At 50.4% G+C, this 22,228-nt stretch carries 19 protein-coding genes and 1 pseudogene; 8 read left to right on the top strand and 12 right to left on the bottom strand.

Annotated elements, in window-relative coordinates; translation table 11 throughout:
• Positions 1 to 19: 19 nt before the first annotated feature.
• Positions 20 to 768: pseudogene (locus ACJ8W9_RS02290) on the top strand (Crp/Fnr family transcriptional regulator).
• On the opposite strand, the gene ACJ8W9_RS02285 reads toward ACJ8W9_RS02290, so the two are convergent.
• The 5 genes from ACJ8W9_RS02285 to ACJ8W9_RS02265 form a co-directional block, all read right to left on the bottom strand.
• A complete protein-coding gene (locus ACJ8W9_RS02285; protein ID WP_411360198.1) occupies positions 726 to 980 on the bottom strand; it encodes a hypothetical protein in 255 nt (84 codons plus the stop codon). The pseudogene ACJ8W9_RS02290 and the gene ACJ8W9_RS02285 overlap by 43 nt on opposite strands.
• A 1-nt stretch (position 981) precedes the next feature.
• A complete protein-coding gene (locus tag ACJ8W9_RS02280; RefSeq protein ID WP_411360197.1) occupies positions 982 to 1,353 on the bottom strand; it encodes a hypothetical protein in 372 nt (123 codons plus the stop codon).
• Positions 1,353 to 1,700, bottom strand: coding sequence for a hypothetical protein (locus ACJ8W9_RS02275; protein ID WP_411360195.1), 348 nt, complete (start codon positions 1,698 to 1,700; stop codon positions 1,353 to 1,355). The genes ACJ8W9_RS02280 and ACJ8W9_RS02275 overlap by 1 nt, the downstream gene beginning before the upstream one ends.
• A 54-nt stretch (positions 1,701 to 1,754) precedes the next feature.
• A complete protein-coding gene (locus ACJ8W9_RS02270; protein ID WP_411360193.1) occupies positions 1,755 to 2,600 on the bottom strand; it encodes a BON domain-containing protein in 846 nt (281 codons plus the stop codon).
• A gap of 77 nt (positions 2,601 to 2,677) precedes the next feature.
• Positions 2,678 to 2,899: a hypothetical protein gene (locus ACJ8W9_RS02265; protein ID WP_413694483.1), complete on the bottom strand. Its 222-nt coding sequence runs from the start codon at positions 2,897 to 2,899 to the stop codon at positions 2,678 to 2,680.
• A 157-nt stretch (positions 2,900 to 3,056) separates the two neighbouring features.
• Here ACJ8W9_RS02265 and arsB point away from each other — a divergent pair, with 157 nt between their 5' ends.
• Both arsB and ACJ8W9_RS02255 read left to right on the top strand, forming a co-directional pair.
• Positions 3,057 to 4,076, top strand: a complete 1,020-nt coding sequence (gene arsB / locus ACJ8W9_RS02260) for an ACR3 family arsenite efflux transporter (protein ID WP_411360191.1) — start codon at positions 3,057 to 3,059, stop codon at positions 4,074 to 4,076.
• A gap of 33 nt (positions 4,077 to 4,109) precedes the next feature.
• A complete protein-coding gene (locus ACJ8W9_RS02255; protein WP_411360189.1) occupies positions 4,110 to 4,766 on the top strand; it encodes an NADPH-dependent FMN reductase in 657 nt (218 codons plus the stop codon).
• On the opposite strand, the gene ACJ8W9_RS02250 is transcribed toward ACJ8W9_RS02255, so the two are convergent.
• Positions 4,767 to 5,615, bottom strand: coding sequence for a patatin family protein (locus ACJ8W9_RS02250; RefSeq protein ID WP_411360187.1), 849 nt, complete (start codon positions 5,613 to 5,615; stop codon positions 4,767 to 4,769).
• Positions 5,616 to 5,829: 214 nt separating this feature from the next.
• Between ACJ8W9_RS02250 and ACJ8W9_RS02245 the strand changes: the two genes are divergently transcribed.
• The gene (locus tag ACJ8W9_RS02245; protein ID WP_411360185.1) at positions 5,830 to 6,039 is read left to right on the top strand and encodes a cold-shock protein; all 210 of its coding nucleotides are present in this window, start codon (positions 5,830 to 5,832) and stop codon (positions 6,037 to 6,039) included.
• A 59-nt stretch (positions 6,040 to 6,098) separates the two neighbouring features.
• Here ACJ8W9_RS02245 and ACJ8W9_RS02240 read toward each other — a convergent pair whose 3' ends face one another.
• From ACJ8W9_RS02240 to zwf, 5 genes are read right to left on the bottom strand one after another with little or no spacing between them, the layout of a single operon-like run.
• Complete coding sequence (locus ACJ8W9_RS02240; protein ID WP_411360183.1) at positions 6,099 to 6,746, bottom strand: bifunctional 4-hydroxy-2-oxoglutarate aldolase/2-dehydro-3-deoxy-phosphogluconate aldolase; 648 nt, start codon at positions 6,744 to 6,746, stop codon at positions 6,099 to 6,101.
• A gap of 9 nt (positions 6,747 to 6,755) precedes the next feature.
• Complete coding sequence (gene glk / locus ACJ8W9_RS02235) at positions 6,756 to 7,760, bottom strand: glucokinase (RefSeq protein ID WP_411360181.1); 1,005 nt, start codon at positions 7,758 to 7,760, stop codon at positions 6,756 to 6,758.
• 21 nt (positions 7,761 to 7,781) lie between these two features.
• On the bottom strand, positions 7,782 to 9,611 hold the full coding sequence (gene edd / locus ACJ8W9_RS02230) for a phosphogluconate dehydratase (RefSeq protein WP_411360179.1): 1,830 nt from the start codon (positions 9,609 to 9,611) through the stop codon (positions 7,782 to 7,784).
• 9 nt (positions 9,612 to 9,620) lie between these two features.
• The gene (gene pgl / locus ACJ8W9_RS02225; protein WP_411360177.1) at positions 9,621 to 10,301 is read right to left on the bottom strand and encodes a 6-phosphogluconolactonase; all 681 of its coding nucleotides are present in this window, start codon (positions 10,299 to 10,301) and stop codon (positions 9,621 to 9,623) included.
• Complete coding sequence (gene zwf, locus ACJ8W9_RS02220; protein ID WP_411360175.1) at positions 10,298 to 11,773, bottom strand: glucose-6-phosphate dehydrogenase; 1,476 nt, start codon at positions 11,771 to 11,773, stop codon at positions 10,298 to 10,300. Before zwf ends, pgl begins: the two co-directional genes overlap by 4 nt.
• Before the next feature lie 150 nt (positions 11,774 to 11,923).
• Here zwf and hexR point away from each other — a divergent pair, with 150 nt between their 5' ends.
• From hexR to ACJ8W9_RS02200, 4 genes are all read left to right on the top strand, one after another.
• A complete protein-coding gene (gene hexR / locus ACJ8W9_RS02215) occupies positions 11,924 to 12,796 on the top strand; it encodes a transcriptional regulator HexR (RefSeq protein ID WP_411358286.1) in 873 nt (290 codons plus the stop codon).
• A gap of 27 nt (positions 12,797 to 12,823) precedes the next feature.
• On the top strand, positions 12,824 to 13,828 hold the full coding sequence (gene gap, locus ACJ8W9_RS02210) for a type I glyceraldehyde-3-phosphate dehydrogenase (RefSeq protein WP_411358285.1): 1,005 nt from the start codon (positions 12,824 to 12,826) through the stop codon (positions 13,826 to 13,828).
• A 109-nt stretch (positions 13,829 to 13,937) separates the two neighbouring features.
• Entirely contained in the window at positions 13,938 to 16,577 is a 2,640-nt protein-coding gene (locus ACJ8W9_RS02205) for a family 16 glycosylhydrolase (protein WP_411358284.1), read from the top strand.
• 28 nt (positions 16,578 to 16,605) lie between these two features.
• The gene (locus ACJ8W9_RS02200) at positions 16,606 to 19,569 is read left to right on the top strand and encodes a TonB-dependent receptor (protein WP_411360172.1); all 2,964 of its coding nucleotides are present in this window, start codon (positions 16,606 to 16,608) and stop codon (positions 19,567 to 19,569) included.
• 122 nt (positions 19,570 to 19,691) lie between these two features.
• Here the strand turns inward: ACJ8W9_RS02200 and ACJ8W9_RS02195 are convergent, their stop codons facing one another.
• Positions 19,692 to 22,226 (bottom strand): glycoside hydrolase family 3 protein, encoded by a 2,535-nt coding sequence (locus ACJ8W9_RS02195; protein ID WP_411360170.1) that lies wholly within the window; start codon positions 22,224 to 22,226, stop codon positions 19,692 to 19,694.
• Positions 22,227 to 22,228: the final 2 nt, after the last annotated feature.

The raw sequence follows: 22,228 nt of genomic DNA, 5'->3' as shown, positions 1-22,228 counted from the left end.
AACTCACTAAGGAGTCACCATGCCAGCCAATTCAAAACTACTGTCGATAAACTCGGCCAGAAGTCTCGCTGGCATTCACTCGCCAATTCAAAACGATCTCCTCAATGCGCTGCCGACGGATGTTCAGCTGCGCATTTTCCCTACCTTGAAATGGTAGAGATGCCTTTGGGCAAAGTCGTTTACGAGTCGGGTGAACGCTTACGTTATGCTTATTTTCCCACTGACTGCATCGTCTCGTTACTCTATGTTCTAAAAAATGGCTCATCGGCTGAAATTTCGGTCGTCGGTCACGATGGTGTGGTCGGTGTAGCTTTATTTATGGGCGGTGGCAGCACCAATAATCGTGCTGTTGTACAAAGTTCGGGGTTTGCTTACCGACTTTCACGGTCGCGCATTATTGATGAGAATAGTCACCACACCGCATTTATGCACCTAGTTTCACGTTACATTCAAGCACTGATGACACAAATGTCGCAAACTGCCGTCTGTAATCGTCATCACAATATCGAACAACAACTCTGTCGCTGGCTATTGCTCTCTTTAGATTTGTTAAAGGGTAATCATTTGGTGATGACGCAGGAATTGATCGCAAACATGCTTGGGGTGCGACGGGAAGGTGTTACAGAAGCTGCTTATCGTCTGCATAAAAAAGGCGTGATCGACTACAGTCGTGGTCACATAACGGTGACAGATCGCCCGAAACTCGAAGAGCTCGTATGCGAATGCTATGCCGTCGTCAAAGCTGAGATAGACCGTTTAATGCGTTGAAATAACAATGCCATGGTCACAGCTTTCAAGTTAGGCGATTGCATACCCAGCACCAATCCGACCACAGCAACGCTTGTGAGTGTCTGCGCGGAAGTAAGTTCAGCCGCGACACACTCACTCATTCGACGCTGCTGCTCAAGAGCCTGACGGCGTTGCTCAGGCAACTGATGCAACAAGCGTGCAATCCGGGTATCGAGATCAGGGCTAAACATATTAGTGCTCCTCAGGTGGTTGTAGCAGCAGCTCTAAGCTGTGTCGGGTCGCAGGAAAACTTAACAAGCTACTGTAGTGTCGACACCGCCGTAACAACCACCAAATACCGCATAAATTGGCGACCATCGCTACGCCTAGTGCTTGCGCTAAAGTCAATTCAAAGACTTGCAAGGCCATGACAAGCTGTGCAAACCAAACACTCACCAATAGCAAACCTAGCGCTACACTCATGAGTAATAATGTCACCATACTACGGGCTACACGTTCTACTTCTAAACCCATGATTGCCAGTTCAGTCGTGACGATATTGGCTAATGGAGCCAAAGAAAAAGCACCCGAACTAACGGGTGCTTGGTTGTTTTCATCGGACATTATTTAGCATCACCTTTGCGCGTTAGCCAAAAACCTAGTAAGGCGCCGCCAGCCAAGGCCGCAGTTAATGCTAACAATGGATGTCCGCGAACTTGCGCTCGCGTTCCATTGGTGAGCTTTTGCTTCAGACTATTAAGCTGTTCGCCCTTGTGCACGAAAGAATCAGCTGCGTTATTCGCGCCATTTGCCATTTTATCAACGGTTTGATGCGCACCTTTCGTCACTCGTGTGATCAATGGACTTGCAGCTTCAGCAGCATGATCGATAGCATGATGCACTGTTTCTGAGGCTGAATCGACGCTCCGATTAAATGAATTTTGAGTTGTTGCTTCAACAGGCTTTTTCATAAATACTCCAAGTAAGTTAGGACGCTAGCCCAATTGCTATCGTCTGTTCATTCTTTAAAACACTAATTTGTTTGCGTTCACTTTTTTCACACCACGAACATGCTCGGCCAGTTCTATCGCCAGCGCTTTTTCGGCACCACTGCTGACTCGTCCATCTAATGTAACGATACCCTTTTCCGTATTAACGCCAATATCAAAACCAGAGACGTTGCGCGAATAAAGTAATGAGGACTTGACCTTAGTTGTGATCCAACTATCCGCCATGACAGTTCCCTCTTCAGCCTTCGGTTTGCTGGCAGGGCTGCCATATTTCTCACCATTGATAGCGGTCTCACTCACCACCAGTTGATTCTCAACTGAGCGAACACCTTGCGTATCGCGCGCTAGCTTTTCGGTCAACTGCTTCATTTTCTGGCTTGCTACATTGCCAGTCAGTACCACTTCGCCTGAGGTCGTCGCCACGGTCAAGTCCATGCCATCGGCGTGTTTACTCCAGATCAGCTTCGATTTAATTGCCGCATTAATTTCTGCATCGCTCACTACATCTGCATAACGCGGTGAACTCGGAGCTTTATCCATGGCATAGTTACTATCCACCACAATCCGATTGTCGACACTGGTGACACCTTCGACACCCGATGCAATAGCTGCCGCAAGATCACGCTCCACGCTCTCGGCGACATAGCCGGAAAGTAATGCGCGTCCATCAACTACGGTGACGCTTAGATCATGTCCTCGCAAATACCGGCTCAAGGCATAAGTTGTAGCGATTTGAGTCTCGTGACGTGCGTTTTGCACCGCCTCTTGAATTTCAGTTTTGGTCGCAGCATTTACGCTGCTCATACCCAATGCCACGGCAACTGCGACCGCAACAAGAATTTTTGCATTTAAAGTAAACATACTATTGCCCTTTTATAGTGTTAAAAGCGCTGACACACCCAAAGATGGCGTGGCAGAACGGGAAGTACTGATAGTCGTTAGCATTTTGCAAGGAAACTTGTAACTTGCACCTGCGCAGCAGTATCGTTAATCGCATACCTTGCTTTGACTAAGTCAGTTAAACGCTGTGGGTCACCCTCGCAATTGAGCACTTCCTCAACGCTGATGGTATTTGCTACTCCATCATTTGTTGGCCCTTGGTTCGCCATATCTCCCTCGGCTAGGGTAACCTTCGTTGGTTCGTTATGACTTTTCATCATGACCTCTGCACTCTTGGAGCCAACACCGAAATGTGCCAGCGCAACACCATCATGAACTTGCTTATCGATCGATTCGGTGCGCTAGGTAACATAGGTGAAAATAAAACTGCGACTATGCTAGGATTCGATCAACTGAAGGAATTAAGAGCCATCCGTTATGGGGTTATTTGAACGTTTTCTATCGGTTTGGGTTGCCCTGGCAATTCTTATCGGCATTGTTGCAGGTAGCGCAGCGCCAGTGCTGTTTGTAGCGATTGCCGAGTTGGAGTACGCGCATGTCAATTTGGTTATTGCGGTACTGATTTGGCTGATGATCTACCCGATGATGGTACAAATTGATTTTGCCTCAATGAAAGATGTTGGCAAAAACCCACGCGGGCTAATTCTTACCCTTGTTATTAATTGGCTGATTAAACCGTTTACGATGGCCTTTCTGGGATGGCTATTTTTTAAAGGCATCTTTGCCGATTGGGTCAATCCCGAAACAGCAACTGAATACATTGCCGGCATGATTTTGCTCGGCGTCGCGCCATGCACCGCGATGGTATTCATATGGAGCCAATTGACCAAAGGCGACGCTAATTACACGCTTGTGCAAGTGTCTATCAATGACATCATCATGATCTTCGCCTTTGCTCCTATTGCTGGTTTGCTATTGGGAGTCACCAACATTTCAGTACCGTGGGACACGCTTTTGCTGTCGGTTATACTTTATGTGGTTGTGCCTTTGGTTGCTGGGGTCTTGACCCGTAAACATTTAGAAGCCAACGGCAGTGAACAGCGCTTACAAAGTTTTCTAGCCACGATGAAACCTTGGTCCATAGTGGGATTGCTCGCAACGGTTGTCTTACTCTTTGCGTTTCAATCTGAAACTATTTTGGCAAAGCCAGCAGTCATTGCGCTTATCGCAGTTCCTTTGCTCATTCAGACGTACGGCATTTTTGCATTAGCCTATTTTATCGCGCTACGTATGAAGCTAGCGCATAACATTGCAGCACCGGCTTGTATGATTGGCACCTCTAACTTTTTCGAGTTAGCCGTTGCGGTGGCAATCTCGTTGTTTGGCCTGCATTCAGGTGCAGCTCTTGCAACTGTCGTTGGGGTACTCGTCGAAGTGCCAGTAATGCTATCACTCGTATGGTTTGCCAATCGCACGCGTCACTGGTTTACTGCATAGCAACGTAAGCAAACCTAAATGAGGAAGTTCGCTATGAAATTAATCGTTTTCCTTGGCAGTGTTAGGGAGAGTACGCCACCCAGCCCGCCACGACTCGGACAGCGCGTTGCCCAAGCATGTGTTCAACATATCCAAAATCTTCAAGGTGTTGAGGTAGAATTGATCGACCCACTCGATTATGAATTCGACTCAGTGTTTAAGCCACATTTTTCCTATCATCAAAAAGACACTCCGAAGCAGTTACAAACACTCGCCGAAAAGATCCAGCAAGCCGATGGGTATGTGATGGTAAGTCCAGAATACAACCACTCAATGAGTCCGGCATTAGCGCATTTACTCAATCATTTTGGTGCCTCCCTGTTTTCATACAAGCCTAGCGCCATTGTCACCTACTCCGCCGGACAATGGGGTGGCACGCGTGCAGCGGTGAGTATGCGGTCATTTCTAAGTGAACTTGGCTGTCTTCCTGTATCGGCAATGATCCACGTGCCTAAAGCTCATGAAGTGTTTGACGAACAGGGGCTCCTGCGCGAACAAGATGCGGAACGCGGCTGGCAGAGCTATTTTGCGCGCACGTTTAATCAGCTGTGGTGGTGGGCACAAGCCACCCAAAAACAACGCGCTGCGTGTGACCCGAAACAACTCGTCAAGGATTTTAAACGTGACCCAAGCCAACGCAATGCCCCATAATTAAGCAGTCCGGTAGCCGTCGACATGATCAAGCCCTGCTCTTAATCCAGCGTTATAACCGATTTCTAGCTTATCAACTTGGCGCGTGAAGCGCCCCACCGGAAAGTAGTCAGGTGGCGCGAGTACATGAACCTTGCAATCGTCAGGTGGATTCGCGATAAAATCGAGCGCATCGTTGTAGAGTTGGGCGCGTTTTTCAATGGCACTGTATAAAGCAGGATAATTGCCAAGCAAGCGTTCGGTGATACCCAGTGTTCGACCGATTTTCTTGCGGTAGCCGATACCGCGTGACAATACCACGGTGATTTCACGAGCGCCCTGTTCATAAGCACGAATGACCGGAATCGAGTCAGCAACGCCACCATCCGTCATGGCTTCGCCGTCGACTTCAGGGAAATCCCTAAACACTAGAGGAATCGCACATGATGCGGGAAATAGTTGATGCATATTGGCTTCGTTGACCTCCAGGTACGCGGCTTGTCCGTCACTAATTCGCGTGGTCACAACAAATAATGGTATGCCCCCGTTCAAGTAACGTTCAAAGTGCAGTTCAACCTGATTAAACGACTCGCGCCATAACCATTCGACATCACAGAAATGACCTCCGGTGAGTCCCCGTATAGGATCAATAAACTCTTTAGCTTGTGCAAGCTCGGTTAAAATGCGGTAGCTGCGTTGGTAATCATGGGTCAGGTAGCCAATAAGATTCGTGGAGCCGGCGGACACACCAATAGTAAAGTCAAAAGGTTTGAAGTTTTCACGCATAAAGCCATCGAGCACTCCGGCGGCAAAGATCCCGCGCATGGCGCCGCCTTCAACCACTAATGCGCGTTTTGTTTCTGCAACCATGCGGACTCCTTAAAAAATAAACGTTGACTTGCCCGGGAATAGGCGTATGGTAGGCGGCGTTGGATAAGAAACAGCAAGTTAAATCTCCACTACGTCGCATTACCAAGCAGTAAATCTTCGTCCTGTAGCTTTAAATTTCCATTTTTTACCCCGCATGACCGCGTTCAGGCAAGCATGTCTTTGCGCAAAACTTTTAAATCTTAGGATGAATATTATGTCTAATACTGTAAATGGTACTGTTAAGTGGTTTAACGAAGCTAAAGGTTTCGGTTTTATTGAGCAACAAGGTGGCGCAGACGTATTTGCTCACTTTAGCGCAATTACCGGTAACGGTTTCAAAACCCTTGCGGAAGGTCAACGTGTATCGTTCACCATTACCCAAGGTCCTAAAGGACCACAAGCTGAGAACATCGCTGCTATCTAAGCCGCAGTTCTAACGCTTTGAAAAAGCCGTGCAATGCACGGCTTTTTTGTATCTGAAATTCAACCTTTTGCTTGGCTTGTCGCTGCTTTGGCAGCCGCAGTTACTGCCGTCCAATCACCTGCATTTATTGCCGCTTTCGGTAGAATCCAAGAACCACCGACACAACGTACATTTGGCAGCGCCAAATATTCGCGGTAATTATCTTGATGAATACCGCCGGTTGGGCAAAAACTGATATCCGGAAACGGACCCGCAATGCTTTTCAGCATGGCCGTACCACCTGCAGCTTCCGCTGGGAAAAATTTTAAATGGTCATAGCCCATATCACGCGCCATCATCAGCTCTGAGATAGTCGCAATACCGGGAATGAGCGGGACATCGCCGTGCGCACCTGCACGCAACAAGTCGTGGGTAATACCAGGACTAATGGCAAACTGTGCACCCGCGGCCTTCACTAGCTGCAGTTGCTCTGGAGTGGTCACCGTGCCAGCGCCTACAATTGCTTTGGGAACGCGTTCGCGCAAGCGCTCAATCGCACTCAAAGCAACCTCACTACGCAAGGTGACTTCGAGTAAACGAATGCCGCCCGCCATCAGCGCTTCTGCCATTGGCACCGCGTCTTCTAAGCGTTCAATCACCATCACTGGTACCACTGGGGTGATTTTGAAAAGATCTTTTGGCGCAAGTTGCCAATGCGAAAAGCTCATATCGAATCCTTATTTATTCGTCGCGCTGTGTTGCAACGATTGCTTCAAATATTGCCCCACGCCACGCAAGCCGGCGTGTTCAGCGGTGATGACAAAACACGGGATTGCTTCTGCGACTTTGCAGAAACGCCCTTTGTGCTCAAACCTTGCGCGGAAATTAGAAGTCGCCATCAGTTGCATTAGCTTTGGAACAACACCACCTGCGATATAGACACCGCCGTAAGTATTTAGATTCAACGCCAAGTTGCCAGCAAAGCTGCCAAGGCTAGCGAAAAACTGATTGACGGTCTCTAACGCTAAGGTATCGATGCCACTAATCGCGCGTTGACCAATTTTCGCAGCACTCAGGGGAGCAACAGGTTTACCGTGATAATCAGCTAAGGCTAAATAAATGGTTTCAAGCCCGGGTCCCGACAACACCCGTTCGGCAGAAACACGTCCAAAGCGGTTATGAATAAAGCGATGAATGGCCCATTCTTTTTCGTTGGTGGGCGCCCAATCAACGTGTCCGCCCTCACCCGGTAACGGCATCACCTGACCGTCGGGCAGCGTAATTAAATGACCAACCCCTAATCCCGTGCCAGCGCCAAGGACTGCTTTGGGCGCACCTGGCTTAATCTTGCCACCACCAATTTGTTTCAATTCGTGCGGCTTACAGGTGACAATGCTCATCGCCGCGGCCGCAAAGTCATTCAGCACGATAAAGGTTTTTAACCCCATCGATTTGCGTACACCACGAATCGAAAACTGCCAGTGATGATTGGTCATATTGATTTCATCACTATCCACCGGACAAGCTATCGCAATGGCAACGTGCTCTAGCTCGACTTTTTGCTCGTCACGATAAGCTTCTAACACATCGGTTAAAGTTGGATAGTCGGCGCAGGCGAAAACCTGCACACGATCCATTTCAAAAGTTTCGAGATGCAGTCGGCTGAAGCGCGCATTGGTGCCGCCAATGTCGGCCACGACGGCGTATTCACCGCCGTTCATTTCGGTCGTATCAGTTACCATAAGTAGCTCTGTAGTCGTTTATTATTGCTTTACAAAAAGCGAACAAGCACCTTGTTCGGCACCACTTAGCTGTCCGCGCAAGGCACCGAACAACTCACGGCCCATGCCATGATGGTCGGCGGTCAAGTCAAGCGTCGCTTGTGCGCGTTGTTCAAGTTCGTCGCTCGAAACGAGCAGTTCAATTACGCCGTTCTCAGCATCTAAGCGCACCAAGTCACCGGCTTGGATCTTACCAATCAAGCCACCATCCACCGCTTCTGGCGTCAGATGAATCGCGGCCGGTACTTTACCAGAAGCACCTGACATTCGACCATCAGTAACCAAGGCCACTTTATGTCCGCGTTTTTGCAGTACACCAAGTGGTGGCGTCAATTTATGCAACTCCGGCATGCCACAGGCTTTGGGCCCCTGAAACCGCACCACTACTACGCAATCTTTATCTAGTTCACCGGCTTTAAAAGCGGCATCAAGTTGATGCTGACTCGAGAAGATGACCGCCGGAGCGGTGATCTGTTCAGTACCTTCGGGAATCGATGAGGTTTTCATTACCGCGCGGCCAAGGTTACCACTCAACACGGCTAAACCACCGTGATCACTAAATGGCTCTGCAGCACTGCGCAGCACATCAGTATCAAGTGACTCGGTGGGGCCATCGACCCATTTCAACTTACCGTTGACCATGGTTGGACGTTGGGTATAGCGGCGTAAGCCGTCACCGGCAACGGTTTTCACATCTTCGTGCAGCAATCCGGCATCGAGTAGAGTACGAATCAAGTACGCCATACCGCCGGCGCGTTGAAAGTGGTTAATGTCGGCATCGCCGTTTGGATAAATACGGGTGACCAGTGGCGTCACCGCTGAAATGTCCGCAAAATCGTCCCAATTGATGCGATAGCCTGCTGCTCGCGCTACCGCAATCAAATGCATGGTGTGATTGGTGGAGCCGCCGGTCGCAATCAGACCCACCAGACCATTAACGATGCTTTTTGCCGTCACAATCTCACTCATTGGCGTGTAATTTGTGCCTAAATCGGTCAGACGAGTAACTTGCTGTGCGGCAACACGGGTCAATGCATCACGCAGCTCACTGCCGGGATTGACAAAGGATGAACCTGGCAACTGCAAGCCCATCATTTCAATCACTAACTGATTTGAGTTGGCGGTACCGTAAAAGGTACAGGTGCCGGGGCTGTGATAGGAAGCAGACTCAGCTTCGAGCAACTGCTCTTTATCCACTTTACCTTCGGCATAAAGCTCGCGCACGCGTGCTTTTTCTTTATTGGTGATCCCCGATGGCATCGGGCCTGCAGGCACAAAGACAAAGGGCAAATGACCGAAACTGAGCGCCCCAATCAGCAGGCCCGGGACAATTTTGTCGCAGATACCGAGCAGCAGGCCACCGTCAAACATGTTGTGCGATAGACTAACCGCGCTCGCCATGGCTATCACGTCGCGGCTGAGCAAACTCAAATCCATTCCGGGTTGGCCTTGGGTCACGCCATCACACATGGCGGGTACGCCGCCGGCAACTTGCGCCACACTACCTACTTCACGAATAGCAGCTTTAATTTTGTCAGGATAGTCATGGTACGGTTGATGCGCCGAGAGCATGTCATTGTAGGCCGTGACAATCGCGATGTTGGCTTTGGTTAAACTCCGTAGCTCTTGCTTGTCGCCTTTGTCACAAGCGGCGAAACCGTGGGCTAAGTTACCGCACGACAAAGCCCCGCGGTGCGGACCTTGTCGCCGCGCTTCGGCCATACGTTCGAGATAGTGCTGACGGTCGGCTTTGCTGCGCTGTTCGATACGTTCGGTAATTTCCGCAATCCGCGCGTTAAGTGGCGTTGTCATAGAATACTCCTATTGCTCTGCCAGCATTACCGTTACCGGTGTCTGCTGTTGCTGCAAAAAGTCATTAGCCGGCAAGTTTTGCTGTTGCGCTCGCTCAAGGGTCGCTGCTTTGCTCGGTCCCACTAAGTGAAAGTAAATTTGGCGGCTATCAAGTAAGCGTTGTTTCGACAAGCTGAGGCGCTGCTGCGGCTGCGATGGTGTGGTCACCGCTATTGCAGGAAACGAAGTGGTCATGCCGGTAGCCAGCTGTGGACTGTCGGGAAACAAAGATGCGGTGTGACCGTCTTCGCCCATCCCGAGAATGACCACATCAAAAGTAGGTAAATCGGCCAAACGCTGTTGCACCGCAGCTTCGCCGGCAAAAGCGTCGTCATCGTCGGTGAGCAGACTGATAAAGTTTGCGGCGGCGGCTTGCCCTTGCAGCAGTTGCTCGCGCACCATTTTTTCATTACTCGCGGCGTTAGTGGCCGGGACCCAGCGCTCGTCAGCTAATAAAATAGTAATCTTCGGCCACGGCAATACTTGTTGCGCTAAGCGTTTGAACAAAGGCAAGGGTGTGCTGCCACCGGAAACCACCAAAAAAGCTTCACCGCGCTCATTCACTGCCTCTTCAAGACGGCGACAAATACGGCGACTAAAATCATCGATTAACTCAACGTGGTGTTGAAAACGTTGGACTGCAAAACTCATGCGTCATCATCCCATTCACGACCGTCTTGCGCGAGCAAGGTGACCGAGGCCGACGGGCCCCAAGTACCGGCTTGGTAACTGCGTGGGCCTTCGGCAACTTGTTCCCAAGCAGCTCGAATACCATCAATCCAGCGCCAAGCGTATTCCACCTCATCACGCGAAACGAACAAGTATTGATTACCTTGCATTGCCTCTAACAACAACCGTTCATAGGCGTCAGCAATGCGTTTATCTTCAAAAGTTTCATAAAATGACAGATCCAGCGTAGTTGGCTTTAACTGCATTTTTTTGCCGAGACCCGGCACCTTGTTCATCATTTGTATTTCAACACCCTCGTCGGGCTGCAAACGAATAATCAGGCGGTTCGGCGGTAACTGCGCAACAGTTTCATGAAAAATATTGTGTGGCTGGCGTTTGAACGTAATCACTACTTCTGTGCGCTTCTGCGGCATGCGCTTGCCGGTGCGCAAGTAAAATGGCACGCCAGACCAACGCCAATTATCAATGTGCGTTTTCAAGGCCACAAAGGTTTCGGTGTTGCTGTCTTGCCGTGCACCCTCTTCTTCGAGATAGCCAGGCGCCGTTTTATCGCCGACGAAGCCTTTAGTGTATTGACCACGCACGGTGTCTTCATCAACATTGCGATCAGTAATCGGGCGCAACGAGCGCAAAACCTTTAGTTTCTCTTCGCGAATACATTCAGTGTCCAGCCGTGACGGTGGTTCCATGGCTATCAGCGACAGCACTTGTAACAAGTGATTCTGTACCATGTCGCGCAATTGCCCAGCGTCATCGTAGTAGCCCCAGCGACCCTCCACACCCACCTGCTCGGCTGCCGTGATTTGAATATGGTCAATGGTGTTGTGGCTCCAATGATCCGCAAATATCGAGTTGGCAAAGCGTAGCGCCAACAGATTCAACACGGTCTCTTTGCCTAGGTAATGATCGATACGATAAATCTGCGATTCATCGAAGTGCTGAGCGACATGATTATTGATTTTTTGCGACGATTTAAAATCGTGACCAAGCGGCTTCTCTAACACCACGCGCGAAGGCTGTTGATTCAACCCAACCCGTGCGAGGCCATCGCAGATCAACGGAAAAAGTGCAGGTGGCGTCGCGAAATAGCTGATGGGTGTGCGCCCTTTGGTGAGCGGCGCGACTTTGGCCAGCGCGTCGTAGGCACTCAAATCCGACAGGTCAATCTCGCAATACTGTAGTTTACCGACAAAGCGCTGCCAAATTTCCTCATCTACCGGATCTTTGGTCATAAACTGCTGCAAACTCTCCAGTACCTGCTGTTTAAAAGCGGCATCGGTCAGACTATCACGCGCCACACCGATGATGCGCGCATCCGCATGTAACAGGCCTGACTTTTCGAGTTGATACATTGCGGGAAGCAGCTTGCGGCGCGCCAGATCGCCTAGCGCACCAAAAAGAATCAAGTCACAACAGGCAGCAGAAGATGTCATTATTGGCCTCTGTAGTTTTGTAATTTTCCAACAATTTGGCTTGGATACTAACAATCAAATTTGGTTTTTTCCAATTTTTCGTAATTTTATTACAAAAATAATTTGTCTTTGTGTATGCTTGCTACGTAAACCGAGCGTAGGACGCCCACTATGAACTTAATTGAAAAACTTCATACCGAGCTTTCCGGTCTTAGCAAGTCAGAGCGTAAAGTCGCTGCTGTCATCCTGGCTGATCCTGAAGCTGCCATTCATAAAAGCATAGCTAGTTTGGCAGAACTTGCTGATGTCAGTGAGCCAACCGTCAATCGCTTCTGTCGCAGTTTGGGTGCTAAAGGTTACCCGGACTTTAAACTGCAACTTGCACAAAGCTTGGTCAAAGGTGTGCCCTTTGTAAACCGCCACGTGGAGCAAGGTGATGAAATCGCCGATTACACGGCCAAAATTTTTGAATCTTCGATGGCGGCACTCAATGTCACGCGGCAACAAGTCGATACCCAAGCACTCGATGCGGCAATCGATAAACTTGCGGCAGCGCGGCAGATTAGTTTTTTCGGTTTAGGTGCATCGGCCTCCGTAGCCCACGATGCACAAAATAAGTTTCTCCGTTTTGACACGCCCGTGCAGTTTTCCGATGACGTCTTGATGCAACGTATGCAAGTGATTAACGCACGGCCCGAGGATGTGATTGTCTTTATCAGTCATACCGGCCGCACACGCGCCTTGGTGGAAATTGCGCAACTGGCGCAGCAAACCAAAGCCACTTTGATCGGCGTCACCGCCGCGGACAGTCCACTCGCAGAGCTATGTAACTTGGTGCTTTCGACCCATGTGCCAGAAGACACCGACGTTTATATGCCAATGGCATCACGTATTGCACAACTAGTGCTCATCGACGTGTTGGTTACCGGCTATACCCTGCGCCGCGGTCCAGACTTCCGCGATCGCCTGCGTCTAATCAAAGAGTCGCTTAAAGACTCCCGCATCACCAAAAAGAATTCGCAAAAAAATCCCCCTAACGAATAACGATTAACGATTAACGAGGTACCCCACATGACCATTAAAGTCGCCATCAATGGCTTCGGCCGCATCGGCAAAAACATCGTTCGCGCTTGGCTTGAACGCGGCCTTTGCGACAACATCGAGATTGTCGCCATCAATGACCTAGGCGATCCAGCCACGCACGCACACCTACTCAAATACGATTCCGTGCACGGGGTTCTTAATCACGACGTCAGTTACGAAGATGGTTACCTAGTGGTGAATGAGAAGCGGATTAAACTCTGCAGTGAACGCGACCCAGCGTTGTTGCCGTGGCAAGCACTGGAAATTGATGTGGTCTATGAGTGTACGGGTTTGTTTACAGAACGTGATAAAGCAGCTCTGCATTTGCAAGCAGGTGCGCGCAAAGTGCTGGTTTCAGCGCCTGCGAAAAACGCTGATGCAACTATTGTTTATGGTGTAAACGACCATTTGTTAAACGACTCCCTTGAAGTTGTATCCAATGCTTCGTGTACCACCAACTGTTTAGCTCCGTTAGCGTTTCCGCTGCATCAAGAGCTAGGTATCGAGAATGGCCTGATGACCACGGTGCATGCCTATACCAACGATCAAAACTTGATGGATGCCTATCACAAAGACCCACAGCGCGCCCGCGCTGCAGCGCTATCGATGATTCCGTCAAAAACCGGTGCAGCTGCTGCGATTGGTTTGGTTATTCCGGAATTACAAGGACGTTTCGACGGTCTCGCTGTGCGCGTTCCAACGCCCAATGTTTCATTGGTAGACCTGTCGTTTATTGCTAGTCGTGATACGACCGTCGAGGAAGTGAATGCGATTATTGCCAAGGCCGCAAGTAGTGATCCGTTGCGACAAGTCCTTAGCGTAAATCGCTTGCCGCTGGTGTCGAGCGACTTTAATCATCACCCTGCCTCGTCTATTTTTGACGCTAGTCAAACCCGCGTAAGTGGCCGCCTGGTCAAGGTTATGGCGTGGTACGACAACGAATGGGGCTTCAGTCAGCGGATGTTGGATAACACCATTGCTTGGTTGAATTAGCGAATGATCATTGACGCTAAAAAAATATTGCACTATGTTATGAAAGCGCTTTCATAAAGCAGCTAAAACAAATACAAAACAGCATGTGTGAACAACCAGGAACACAGTTATGTACAACAACATCATGAAAAAGAGCCCTATCGCGGCGCTCTTCCTTACGCTCGGCCTTGTGGGTTGCGGCGGTGATGACGTCAAAACGAATTCTAATTTTGACGCCATCGACCCAAGCGAACCCGTAAGCGACTGGCAACTTGTTTGGAGTGACGAGTTCAATGGCGATGAAATCGATGACCGCAAGTGGTCATTCGAAGTCAATTGCTTAGGCGGTGGCAACCAAGAGAAACAGTGTTATACCGACAGCGAAACCAATGCCTTCGTATCTGAAGACACTCTCAAGATCGTTGCATTACCAGCTGCAGAAGGCGCTGACCAGCCGTACACTTCAGCCCGCATAAATAGTCGTTTGAAAGGTGACTTTAAATACGGCCGCATTGAAGTTCGCGCGAAAATGCCATTCGGGCAAGGTGCGTGGCCGGCAGTATGGATGATGCCGACCGACTCTGTGTACGGTGGCTGGCCGAAGTCAGGCGAAATCGATATTGTTGAAGCTGTAAACCTCAAAGCAGACACTGCTGAAGGTACTCCTGAAAATCACGTCTACGGTACTTTGCATTACGGTCGTGACGCGCCGAATAACTCTTCATCAGGTAAAGCTTATGCCCTACCCGATGGGATGAACCCGGCCGACGACTTCCACACCTATGCGATCGAATGGCAAGAAGGTGAGATTCGTTGGTATGTAGACGACTATCTCTACGCCACGCAAATGGCTTCGCAAGAGCGTTACAACAGCCGCGGCGAAGTGGTTGGTTTGCGCCACCGCGGTTGGTTCACTGAATATTACGATCAAACCACCGGTGAATTGACAGTCGATTACGGTCCAGCGCCTTTTGATCAGCGTTTCTACCTAATTATGAACCTCGCGGTAGGCGGTAACTGGCCTGAAAGCGTGAACGAGACTGGTATCGACCCAGAAGCCTTTGCCAATGGTCAAACCTTTGAAATTGATTACGTTCGTGTCTACGAGTGTGCGCAAAACCCGAATACGGGTCGTGGTTGTGAAACCATTCGTGCAGGTTACAAAGACGAAGACACCCTGGTTGAAGGCGAAGCCCCTATCCCGTCACCACCGTCAGATGGCGTTGCGCGTAACCTAACCATCTTTGACGGCACGCCAAATCCAAACTGGCCGGCGTGGGACTGCTGTGGTGGTTCAACTCCAGAGTTGGTAGATGACGCAGAAGCTGGCCCTGCTTATAAATTTGTCGTAGGTCCAACGCCAACTGTGAACGGTTTTGTGACGCGCGAGGCGTTTATTACCGATCCGAATGGTTCACCTTCACCTTTCGACGCGTCACCTATTGTTGAAAATGGTGCGATTTCATTTGATATGAAAGTGCTTTCACAACCGGCCAACCCAGACTCAACTTGGCTGTTTAAAGTCGAAAGCAACGAAGGCTCAACTGCCGTCGAATTGCCTTTATCGGCGAGTAGCGAAGGCGTTTCTCCGGTTGCCGGTGAATGGCAGACCTTTACCTTCCCGTTGCAAGCGCTTGCTGATGCGGAGCTTGATGTTTCAGGTATCGACGTCATCATGGTCTTCCCTGCTTGGGATACCGGTGACGGTGCTGAATACCTGCTCACCAACGTGGAAATTGCTGCACCTGAAGGTCCATCTCCGGAACTGGTCTTATGGGGCGATGCAGAAAACCCTGAATGGCCAATGTGGGATTGTTGTGGCGGTACTACGCCATCGACTGTACAAGACGAAGAACGCGGTGCAGTTGCTGAGTTCACTATCGGTGCAACACCTACAGTCATGGGCTTTAAACCACCAGAAGACAGCGGCATTCAGTTTGATGCCACTAGCATTATGGTTGAGGGCGTCGTGCAATTCGACATGAAAGTTGTCAACGCGCCAAGCAACCCAGATTCAGTGTGGAAGTTCAAAATTGAAGCCGACGGCGCAAGCTCAGCTGTTGAAGTTGACCTCAATACCGGGAACGCCGGCGTTGACCCTGTCACTGGTGAATGGGCGACCTATACCTTCCCATTACAACAACTATCTGATGCGGGCCTCGATGTATCTGCCATCGATGTACTGATGATCTTCCCTGCTTGGGATACTGGTAACGGCGCAGTCTATCGCGTTGACGAAGCACGGATTTACAATCCAAGTGCTGGCGAAGACGGTTTAACCGTGTTCGAGAACAACATCAACAGCGATTGGTCGTTGTGGGATTGCTGTGCGGGAACCACGCCTGAAGTGGTCGATGCCGGCGCACCTTACGGCTCAGTTGCGCAGTTCTCTATTCCTGGCTGGCCTGAGACAGTACTTGGTTTCTTAGCGAATGAAGGCGTGTCGTACGATGCCTCAAGCATGCTCGCCAATGGCGCTATCAGTTTTGATATGCGCATCGTTGAACCACCTGCTGGTGGCGAAACCGACTGGTTATTCAAAGTCGAGTCAACCGGCGCTGCTACCTTTGCTGAGTTGCCGCTGAGTGAAGGTAACTATGGCGAAGCACCTGTGGTCGGCGAATGGGCGCGTTATAACTTCCCATTGCAAACCCTGTTTGATGCAGGGCTCGATTTGAGCGATATCAACGTCCTTATGGTCTTCCCTGCTTGGGGTACTGGCCAGGGCGTGGTCTACCAAATCGACAACGTGCAAATTGCGAACTTTTAACGCGTACGACAAAACGGAAGCATAGATTATGAAAAAGCTAACTTTTATGAAATCACCCGTTGCTGCCGCAGTATCGGTCGTACTAGCCGCTGGGTTCGCCCAGCCGCTCTACGCGCAAGAACAAGAGCCGCAACAAGAACAAGCTCAAGAAGAACAAACAGAAGTTATTGAAGTTAAAGGTATTCGTGGCAGTCTCGCCCGTTCTGCTGATTTTAAACGTAACAGCAGTGGCGTTGTTGACGCTATCAACGCGGAAGAGATGGGTAAGTTCCCTGACACCAACCTGGCTGAATCGCTACAACGGATTACCGGTGTATCGGTCAGCCGGGTCAATGGTGAAGGTAGCCAAATCACGGTGCGTGGTTTCGGTCCTGACTTCAACTTGATCACCTTAAACGGGCGCCAAATGCCAGGTACTGGTAATACGCGCTCGTACAACCTAGAAAACCTATCTTCAGAAGGCGTAAGTGCACTTGAAGTTTATAAAACTTCACGCGCGGCGCTGCCAAGTGGTGGTTTGGGTGCAACGGTGAATATCGTCACTACGCGTCCACTGGCGCGCTCTGGTGAAGCCTTCTCGATTATGGGTAAAGGTATGCACGACACCTCGGTAGAGAAAGGTGATGATGTCACGCCTGAAATAGCCGCGGTCTACAGCAATACTTTTGCCGATGACACCTTTGGTTTGGCCTTCTCGTTCTCGAACTATCGCCGTGACTTCCAAATTCAGCGCGCCAACATTCAAGGCTGGCAGGCTAACGTAGGCCTCCCTACGCTCGAAGAAGGTGAGTTTATCGATCCGCGTCCTATCGATGAAGAAGGTAACCGTGTTGGTAACCACTTCTTCCCGAAAGACATGAACTACGGCATCGAAGACTTGAGTCAAGAGCGTACCAATGGTCAGTTGACGCTGCAGTTCGCACCGATTCGTGATTTGATGATTACTGCGGATTACACCGCAAGCCGCTCGCTGACTGGCCGTACCGCCTTTGGCTGGGGTATCTGGAACGAGTTTGGCGGCAACATCAACGAGTATGAACTCGATGAGAATGGTACCGCAGTGTATGCCGATATTTCTGGTAACGACGGTTCATTTACCGCCGAAAAAGGCACCACTGAAGTTAAAGCCCAATCTGTAGGTCTCAACATCACTTATGATGTGAACGACGACCTGCGCTTTTGGTTCGACGCCCACGATTCAAGCAATGAAACCGATGACGGCGTTGACCCAGGTAGTAACTTCTTTGGCCAGGTCATTTTAGGTTCAGACCAGCTAGATTCGAAAATCTACGATTACCGTACCGGTGAAATTCCTCAGGTCCTGATCAACTGGGCGAATGGCACCAACGAACTCTTGCCAAGCGAAATCGACTCCAACTTTAGTCAGTTCTTCCGTCGCCCTGGCGAGTCAACGGTCAAGCAGTATCAATTTAAATCCGATTGGTACAACAACGGTACCTTCAACGCACCGTTAGTGAAGATCACCGCCGGTATCTCACGCACCGACCAAACCTTCGGTGGTTACGAAGCGTGGAGTGGTCTTGAAGGCGGCCCTGGCTTTAATCCTGCATTTGCCTTCATCTTCCCGGACGGTATGTTTACTCGTAATAGCACTGGCGACTTCCTCGACGAATTTGTTGGCGGCGGCGCTGATTTGCTGACGAACTACTATTACACCTACGACTTCGATGAAGCAGTTGCACGTCAGCGTGCCTACTTAACTGAAGCATTAATGGGTGACGATGCTTACTTAGCTGACCCGTTCCGTGATGGTATCGATAGCCAATCTGGCGTCAACGAAGTCACCGACGCGATCTTCATTCAATCGGATTGGGATTTTGACCTGTTCGGTTACTACTCACAATTGAATGTCGGTGTACGTTACGAGCAAACCGACGTGACCAGCACCACGCAGCAGCGTGTTGAACGTCAGGTCAACTGGGTCAGCCCGTCTGAGTGGATCATGCAGTATGAGCCGGAAGACAGCCAGAACTTCTTAACCCTGACCGGTGAGCACGATGTGGTATTGCCAATGTTCGACTTAAAGGTCGAACTGACGCCTGACCTGCTCGCGCGCTTCTCGTATGGTAAATCGATTACGCGTGCGCCACTTGGCAACTTAGCCGGCGGTCGTTCGCTCAGCGGCAGTCCGAAACCGGGCTCGCGTGTTGGTGGCCAGGGTAACACTAACCTGTTGCCATTCGAATCAACTAACTTTGACGTATCTTTGGAATATTACTACGCGCCAGCTAGCTACGCGGCCATTGGTTACTTCCGTAAAGACGTGGATAACTTCATTCAAAATACTATCACGCAAATCACTATCGATGGCTTGCGCGATATCTTTGAAGGTCCACGTTACAACGAAGCCATTGCTTCACTCGAATCTCGTGGTGAGCAAGCCACCAGCACAGCGATTTTTGAAGAAATGCTGGCACTTGGTTATGGCAACGAAGACGGCGTCATTGAGCCAAACTCAGATGACCCATTGATGGTGTGGAACATCACCCAACCAAGCAACACCGACAGCAAGAAAGTTGACGGCCTCGAAATGGCAGTGCAACACGTGTTCGGTGAATCTGGCTTTGGTTTAGGTGTGAATGCCACTATCGTTAACGGAGATGTTGAATTTGATGTCGATAGTCTGACCCAGCAAGCGCCGCTCACTGGCTTGAGTGATTCAGCTAACTTCCAAGCTTTCTACGAGAAAGACGGCTTGTCAGTGAAGTTCACTTACGCTTGGCGCGACAGCTACTTGATCGGTGTCGGTCAAGCGCAAGGTTCCGCCGATGCTCCACCGCAGTTTGCCCGTGAATACGGCCAATGGGACATGAGCGTCAACTATGACATTACTGACCGTTTTACTGTCTTCTTTGAAGGTATCAACCTGAACAACGAGACAGAGCAAGGGTACGGACGCTACGAAGAACAGTTCCTCTTCGCACGTCAGTATGGTCCGCGTTACTCACTAGGCGCTCGCTATAGCTTCTAGTGGGTGCTTGGGCACCTAGGGGCGAGCAAACCCCGCAACAAAAAAGTCAAAAAAGGAACTAAAAAGGCCCGCAAATTGCGGGCCTTTTTCTTTGGGTGTTTGATGCGCAATAGGCGCTTGCTTTATTGCAAGCAAATCGCCTCAGCATCGCTGTCTGCTACCAAACGTACGTCGTTAAAGCTAAAGCTCCACTCGGCTGCGGTACGCACCCCAAAGACGCTCGCTACTGCGCCTAAATCCAAGCCTGCTTGCTGCAAACATTGCAGGTTAAAGCTCAGGGTCTGCCAGCTGTTGTCAGCCACCGCTTGTAACTGCTCGCTGATATTGGCATCTACACCACAGTCAGCGCCACAAGAGAGCCACAAGGCTACATCCTCTGGTACTTCGCCAGCAAGCTTCACGGTCACCTGTAACGCCGCATTAGCGTCGCCGTAGGCGCGCAAATCGCGTGGGAATGGCGTAACAAACTGGAAGCTCTCCGTATCACCACCGCCAAACTGTATGCGACGCGCATCTTCTTGTACTTGATCGTCAAAAGTACGAGCGGTCAGCGTACCCACACTTTGCACACTGCTCTCCATGACTTGCTTCTGCTCGCCACTTTGCAATTCGAGCAACCATGGCGCTTGAGGTGCACGGTCAAAGATGGCCAAATCAGCAGTTTCAACTGTGGCCTCATAGGTCTCTGGCAAAGCATCGCTGAGCGTAGTTGCATCACCATAACTCAAACCAAAACCGACCGGTAATAACGGCGGGTTTTGCGCGTCAATTAACATGCGGTTAGCTTGGTTTGGGTCGGCTGGCCACGAGAATGGCAAACGCCCTACAAAGTCATATTGCACCGCACCATTGGCGTCACGCAAAATCACATCGGCAACGCCCTCACCTTCACTACCAGGTAACCAGACCGCGACAAAGGCGTCGGAGGCGTTAACCTCTGGATTCACCCACATCGGGCGACCACTAATAAATAAAGTCACCACAGGCACGCCAGCGGCTTTTAAACGGCGCAATAGCTCTAGGTCGGTGGCATTACCGCGTTGATAGTCGAGATTATCGATATCACCGTTACCTTCGGCATAAGGTTGCTCACCAAAGACCACTACCGCGACATCGGGCTGCTCAGTAAAACTACCATCGACGGACAACACTGCTTCACCACCAGCGGCAGAGACTTGCTTGGCGATACCTTGATAAATCGAGGTGCCACCTGGGAAGTCTTCATTGGTGTTACCGGTGCCCTGCCAGCTAATGGTCCAGCCGCCCGATTGCTGGCCAATGTTGTCAGCACCACTGCCAGCGACCAAAATGCGTTGCTTAGGGTCAAGTGGCAGGAGCTGATCGTGGTTTTTCAGCAGTACTAATGACTGACGCACCGCCTCGCGTGCCACCGCCCGATGCTCATCGGAACCGATAAGCTCAGTGCGACCAGCCAGCGGACGTTGTGCGGGGCTGGCTTTATCGAATAAGCCAGCACGCATTTTAACGCGCAGGATACGGCGCACCGCATCATCCACTCGACTTTCCGCAATCACACCGTCGCGCACTTGCTGAATCAAGTTTTCGTACAATGGCTTCCACGCTGAGGTCGGCACCATATACATATCGAGTCCAGCGTTGGCTGCTTGCGGACAATTATCGTTGCGACAACCGTCAATTTGGCCATGACCATTCCAGTCACCGACCACAAAACCATCAAAACCCATTTGCTGTTTCAAAACATCGGTCAACAAGTAGTCATGGCCATGGATTTTGACGCCGTTCCAACTATTAAAACTGGCCATCACGGTTTGTGCACCGGCGTTCAAGCCACCGACATAGCCTTGCGCATGCAACGCATATAAAGTTTGCTCGTCGATTTCAGCATTGCCTTGGTCAATGCCATCCGTGGTGGCACCATCACCGACAAAGTGTTTCACCGTGCTAATCACCCGTTGTTCTGACAAAAAGTCTTTACCAACGGTGCCTTGCAAGCCTCGTACGATAGAAGCTGAGTAGGCTTTAATAATGTTAGGATCTTCAGAATAACTTTCGTAGGTGCGGCCCCAGCGCAAGTTTTGCGCGTTCGCCACAGTCGGCGCAAACACCCAGTCGATACCGGTAACCATTACCTCGCGTGCCGTCACCGTAGCGATCTCTTCAATCAAATCCGGATTATTGGCGGCACCTAGACCAATGTTGTGCGGGAAAATGGTCGCGCCAATCACGTTGTTATGCCCGTGAACCGCATCCGTACCCCACATGGTCGGAATATTGATACCATCTAGGCTATCGTCCACCGATGCTTGATACATGTCTTCAGCGAGTTGGATCCAGTCTTGCGGCGTGGCGTATTTATCGTCGTTCGGAAACGCACCGCCGCCATTCAAGTAAGACCCGAAACCATAACGCCGCATGTCCTCGACGGTAATGTCGCGGATCTCTGGCTGAATCATTTGCGCAACTTTTTGCTCAAGGGTCATTTGCCCGAGCATCTCGGTGATGCGTTGTTCGAGTTCAGCATCTTGCTTGACCGGCGATTCAATCGCCGGCCATAACGCTTGTGCTTGTGCCGCTTCGTTCGCAGCTGTTTCTGGCGCTTCACTACAACCCGCTAGGGTCAGTAAAACCGCCGTTGCAACGGCACTTTTGCGCCAGTGAATCGTATGCAAAGCCATGA

Source organism: Pseudidiomarina salilacus (assembly GCF_047323925.1).
Classification (GTDB): domain Bacteria; phylum Pseudomonadota; class Gammaproteobacteria; order Enterobacterales; family Alteromonadaceae; genus Pseudidiomarina; species Pseudidiomarina salilacus.
Note: the sequence above shows the minus strand (reverse complement) of the source record. Positions and strands in the feature narration are given on the sequence as shown.

Excerpts from the sequence above, each read along its gene's own strand:
- ACJ8W9_RS02285 (WP_411360198.1), bottom strand. The coding sequence starts at position 980 with ATGTTTAGCCCTGATCTCGATACCCGGATTGCACGCTTGTTGCATCAG.
- ACJ8W9_RS02280 (WP_411360197.1), bottom strand. The coding sequence starts at position 1,353 with ATGTCCGATGAAAACAACCAAGCACCCGTTAGTTCGGGTGCTTTTTCT.
- ACJ8W9_RS02275 (WP_411360195.1), bottom strand. The coding sequence starts at position 1,700 with ATGAAAAAGCCTGTTGAAGCAACAACTCAAAATTCATTTAATCGGAGC.
- ACJ8W9_RS02270 (WP_411360193.1), bottom strand. The coding sequence starts at position 2,600 with ATGTTTACTTTAAATGCAAAAATTCTTGTTGCGGTCGCAGTTGCCGTG.
- ACJ8W9_RS02265 (WP_413694483.1), bottom strand. The coding sequence starts at position 2,899 with ATGATGAAAAGTCATAACGAACCAACGAAGGTTACCCTAGCCGAGGGA.
- arsB (WP_411360191.1), top strand. The coding sequence starts at position 3,057 with ATGGGGTTATTTGAACGTTTTCTATCGGTTTGGGTTGCCCTGGCAATT.
- ACJ8W9_RS02255 (WP_411360189.1), top strand. The coding sequence starts at position 4,110 with ATGAAATTAATCGTTTTCCTTGGCAGTGTTAGGGAGAGTACGCCACCC.
- ACJ8W9_RS02250 (WP_411360187.1), bottom strand. The coding sequence starts at position 5,615 with ATGGTTGCAGAAACAAAACGCGCATTAGTGGTTGAAGGCGGCGCCATG.
- ACJ8W9_RS02245 (WP_411360185.1), top strand. The coding sequence starts at position 5,830 with ATGTCTAATACTGTAAATGGTACTGTTAAGTGGTTTAACGAAGCTAAA.
- ACJ8W9_RS02240 (WP_411360183.1), bottom strand. The coding sequence starts at position 6,746 with ATGAGCTTTTCGCATTGGCAACTTGCGCCAAAAGATCTTTTCAAAATC.
- glk (WP_411360181.1), bottom strand. The coding sequence starts at position 7,760 with ATGGTAACTGATACGACCGAAATGAACGGCGGTGAATACGCCGTCGTG.
- edd (WP_411360179.1), bottom strand. The coding sequence starts at position 9,611 with ATGACAACGCCACTTAACGCGCGGATTGCGGAAATTACCGAACGTATC.
- pgl (WP_411360177.1), bottom strand. The coding sequence starts at position 10,301 with ATGAGTTTTGCAGTCCAACGTTTTCAACACCACGTTGAGTTAATCGAT.
- zwf (WP_411360175.1), bottom strand. The coding sequence starts at position 11,773 with ATGACATCTTCTGCTGCCTGTTGTGACTTGATTCTTTTTGGTGCGCTA.
- hexR (WP_411358286.1), top strand. The coding sequence starts at position 11,924 with ATGAACTTAATTGAAAAACTTCATACCGAGCTTTCCGGTCTTAGCAAG.
- gap (WP_411358285.1), top strand. The coding sequence starts at position 12,824 with ATGACCATTAAAGTCGCCATCAATGGCTTCGGCCGCATCGGCAAAAAC.
- ACJ8W9_RS02205 (WP_411358284.1), top strand. The coding sequence starts at position 13,938 with ATGTACAACAACATCATGAAAAAGAGCCCTATCGCGGCGCTCTTCCTT.
- ACJ8W9_RS02200 (WP_411360172.1), top strand. The coding sequence starts at position 16,606 with ATGAAAAAGCTAACTTTTATGAAATCACCCGTTGCTGCCGCAGTATCG.
- ACJ8W9_RS02195 (WP_411360170.1), bottom strand. The coding sequence starts at position 22,226 with ATGGCTTTGCATACGATTCACTGGCGCAAAAGTGCCGTTGCAACGGCG.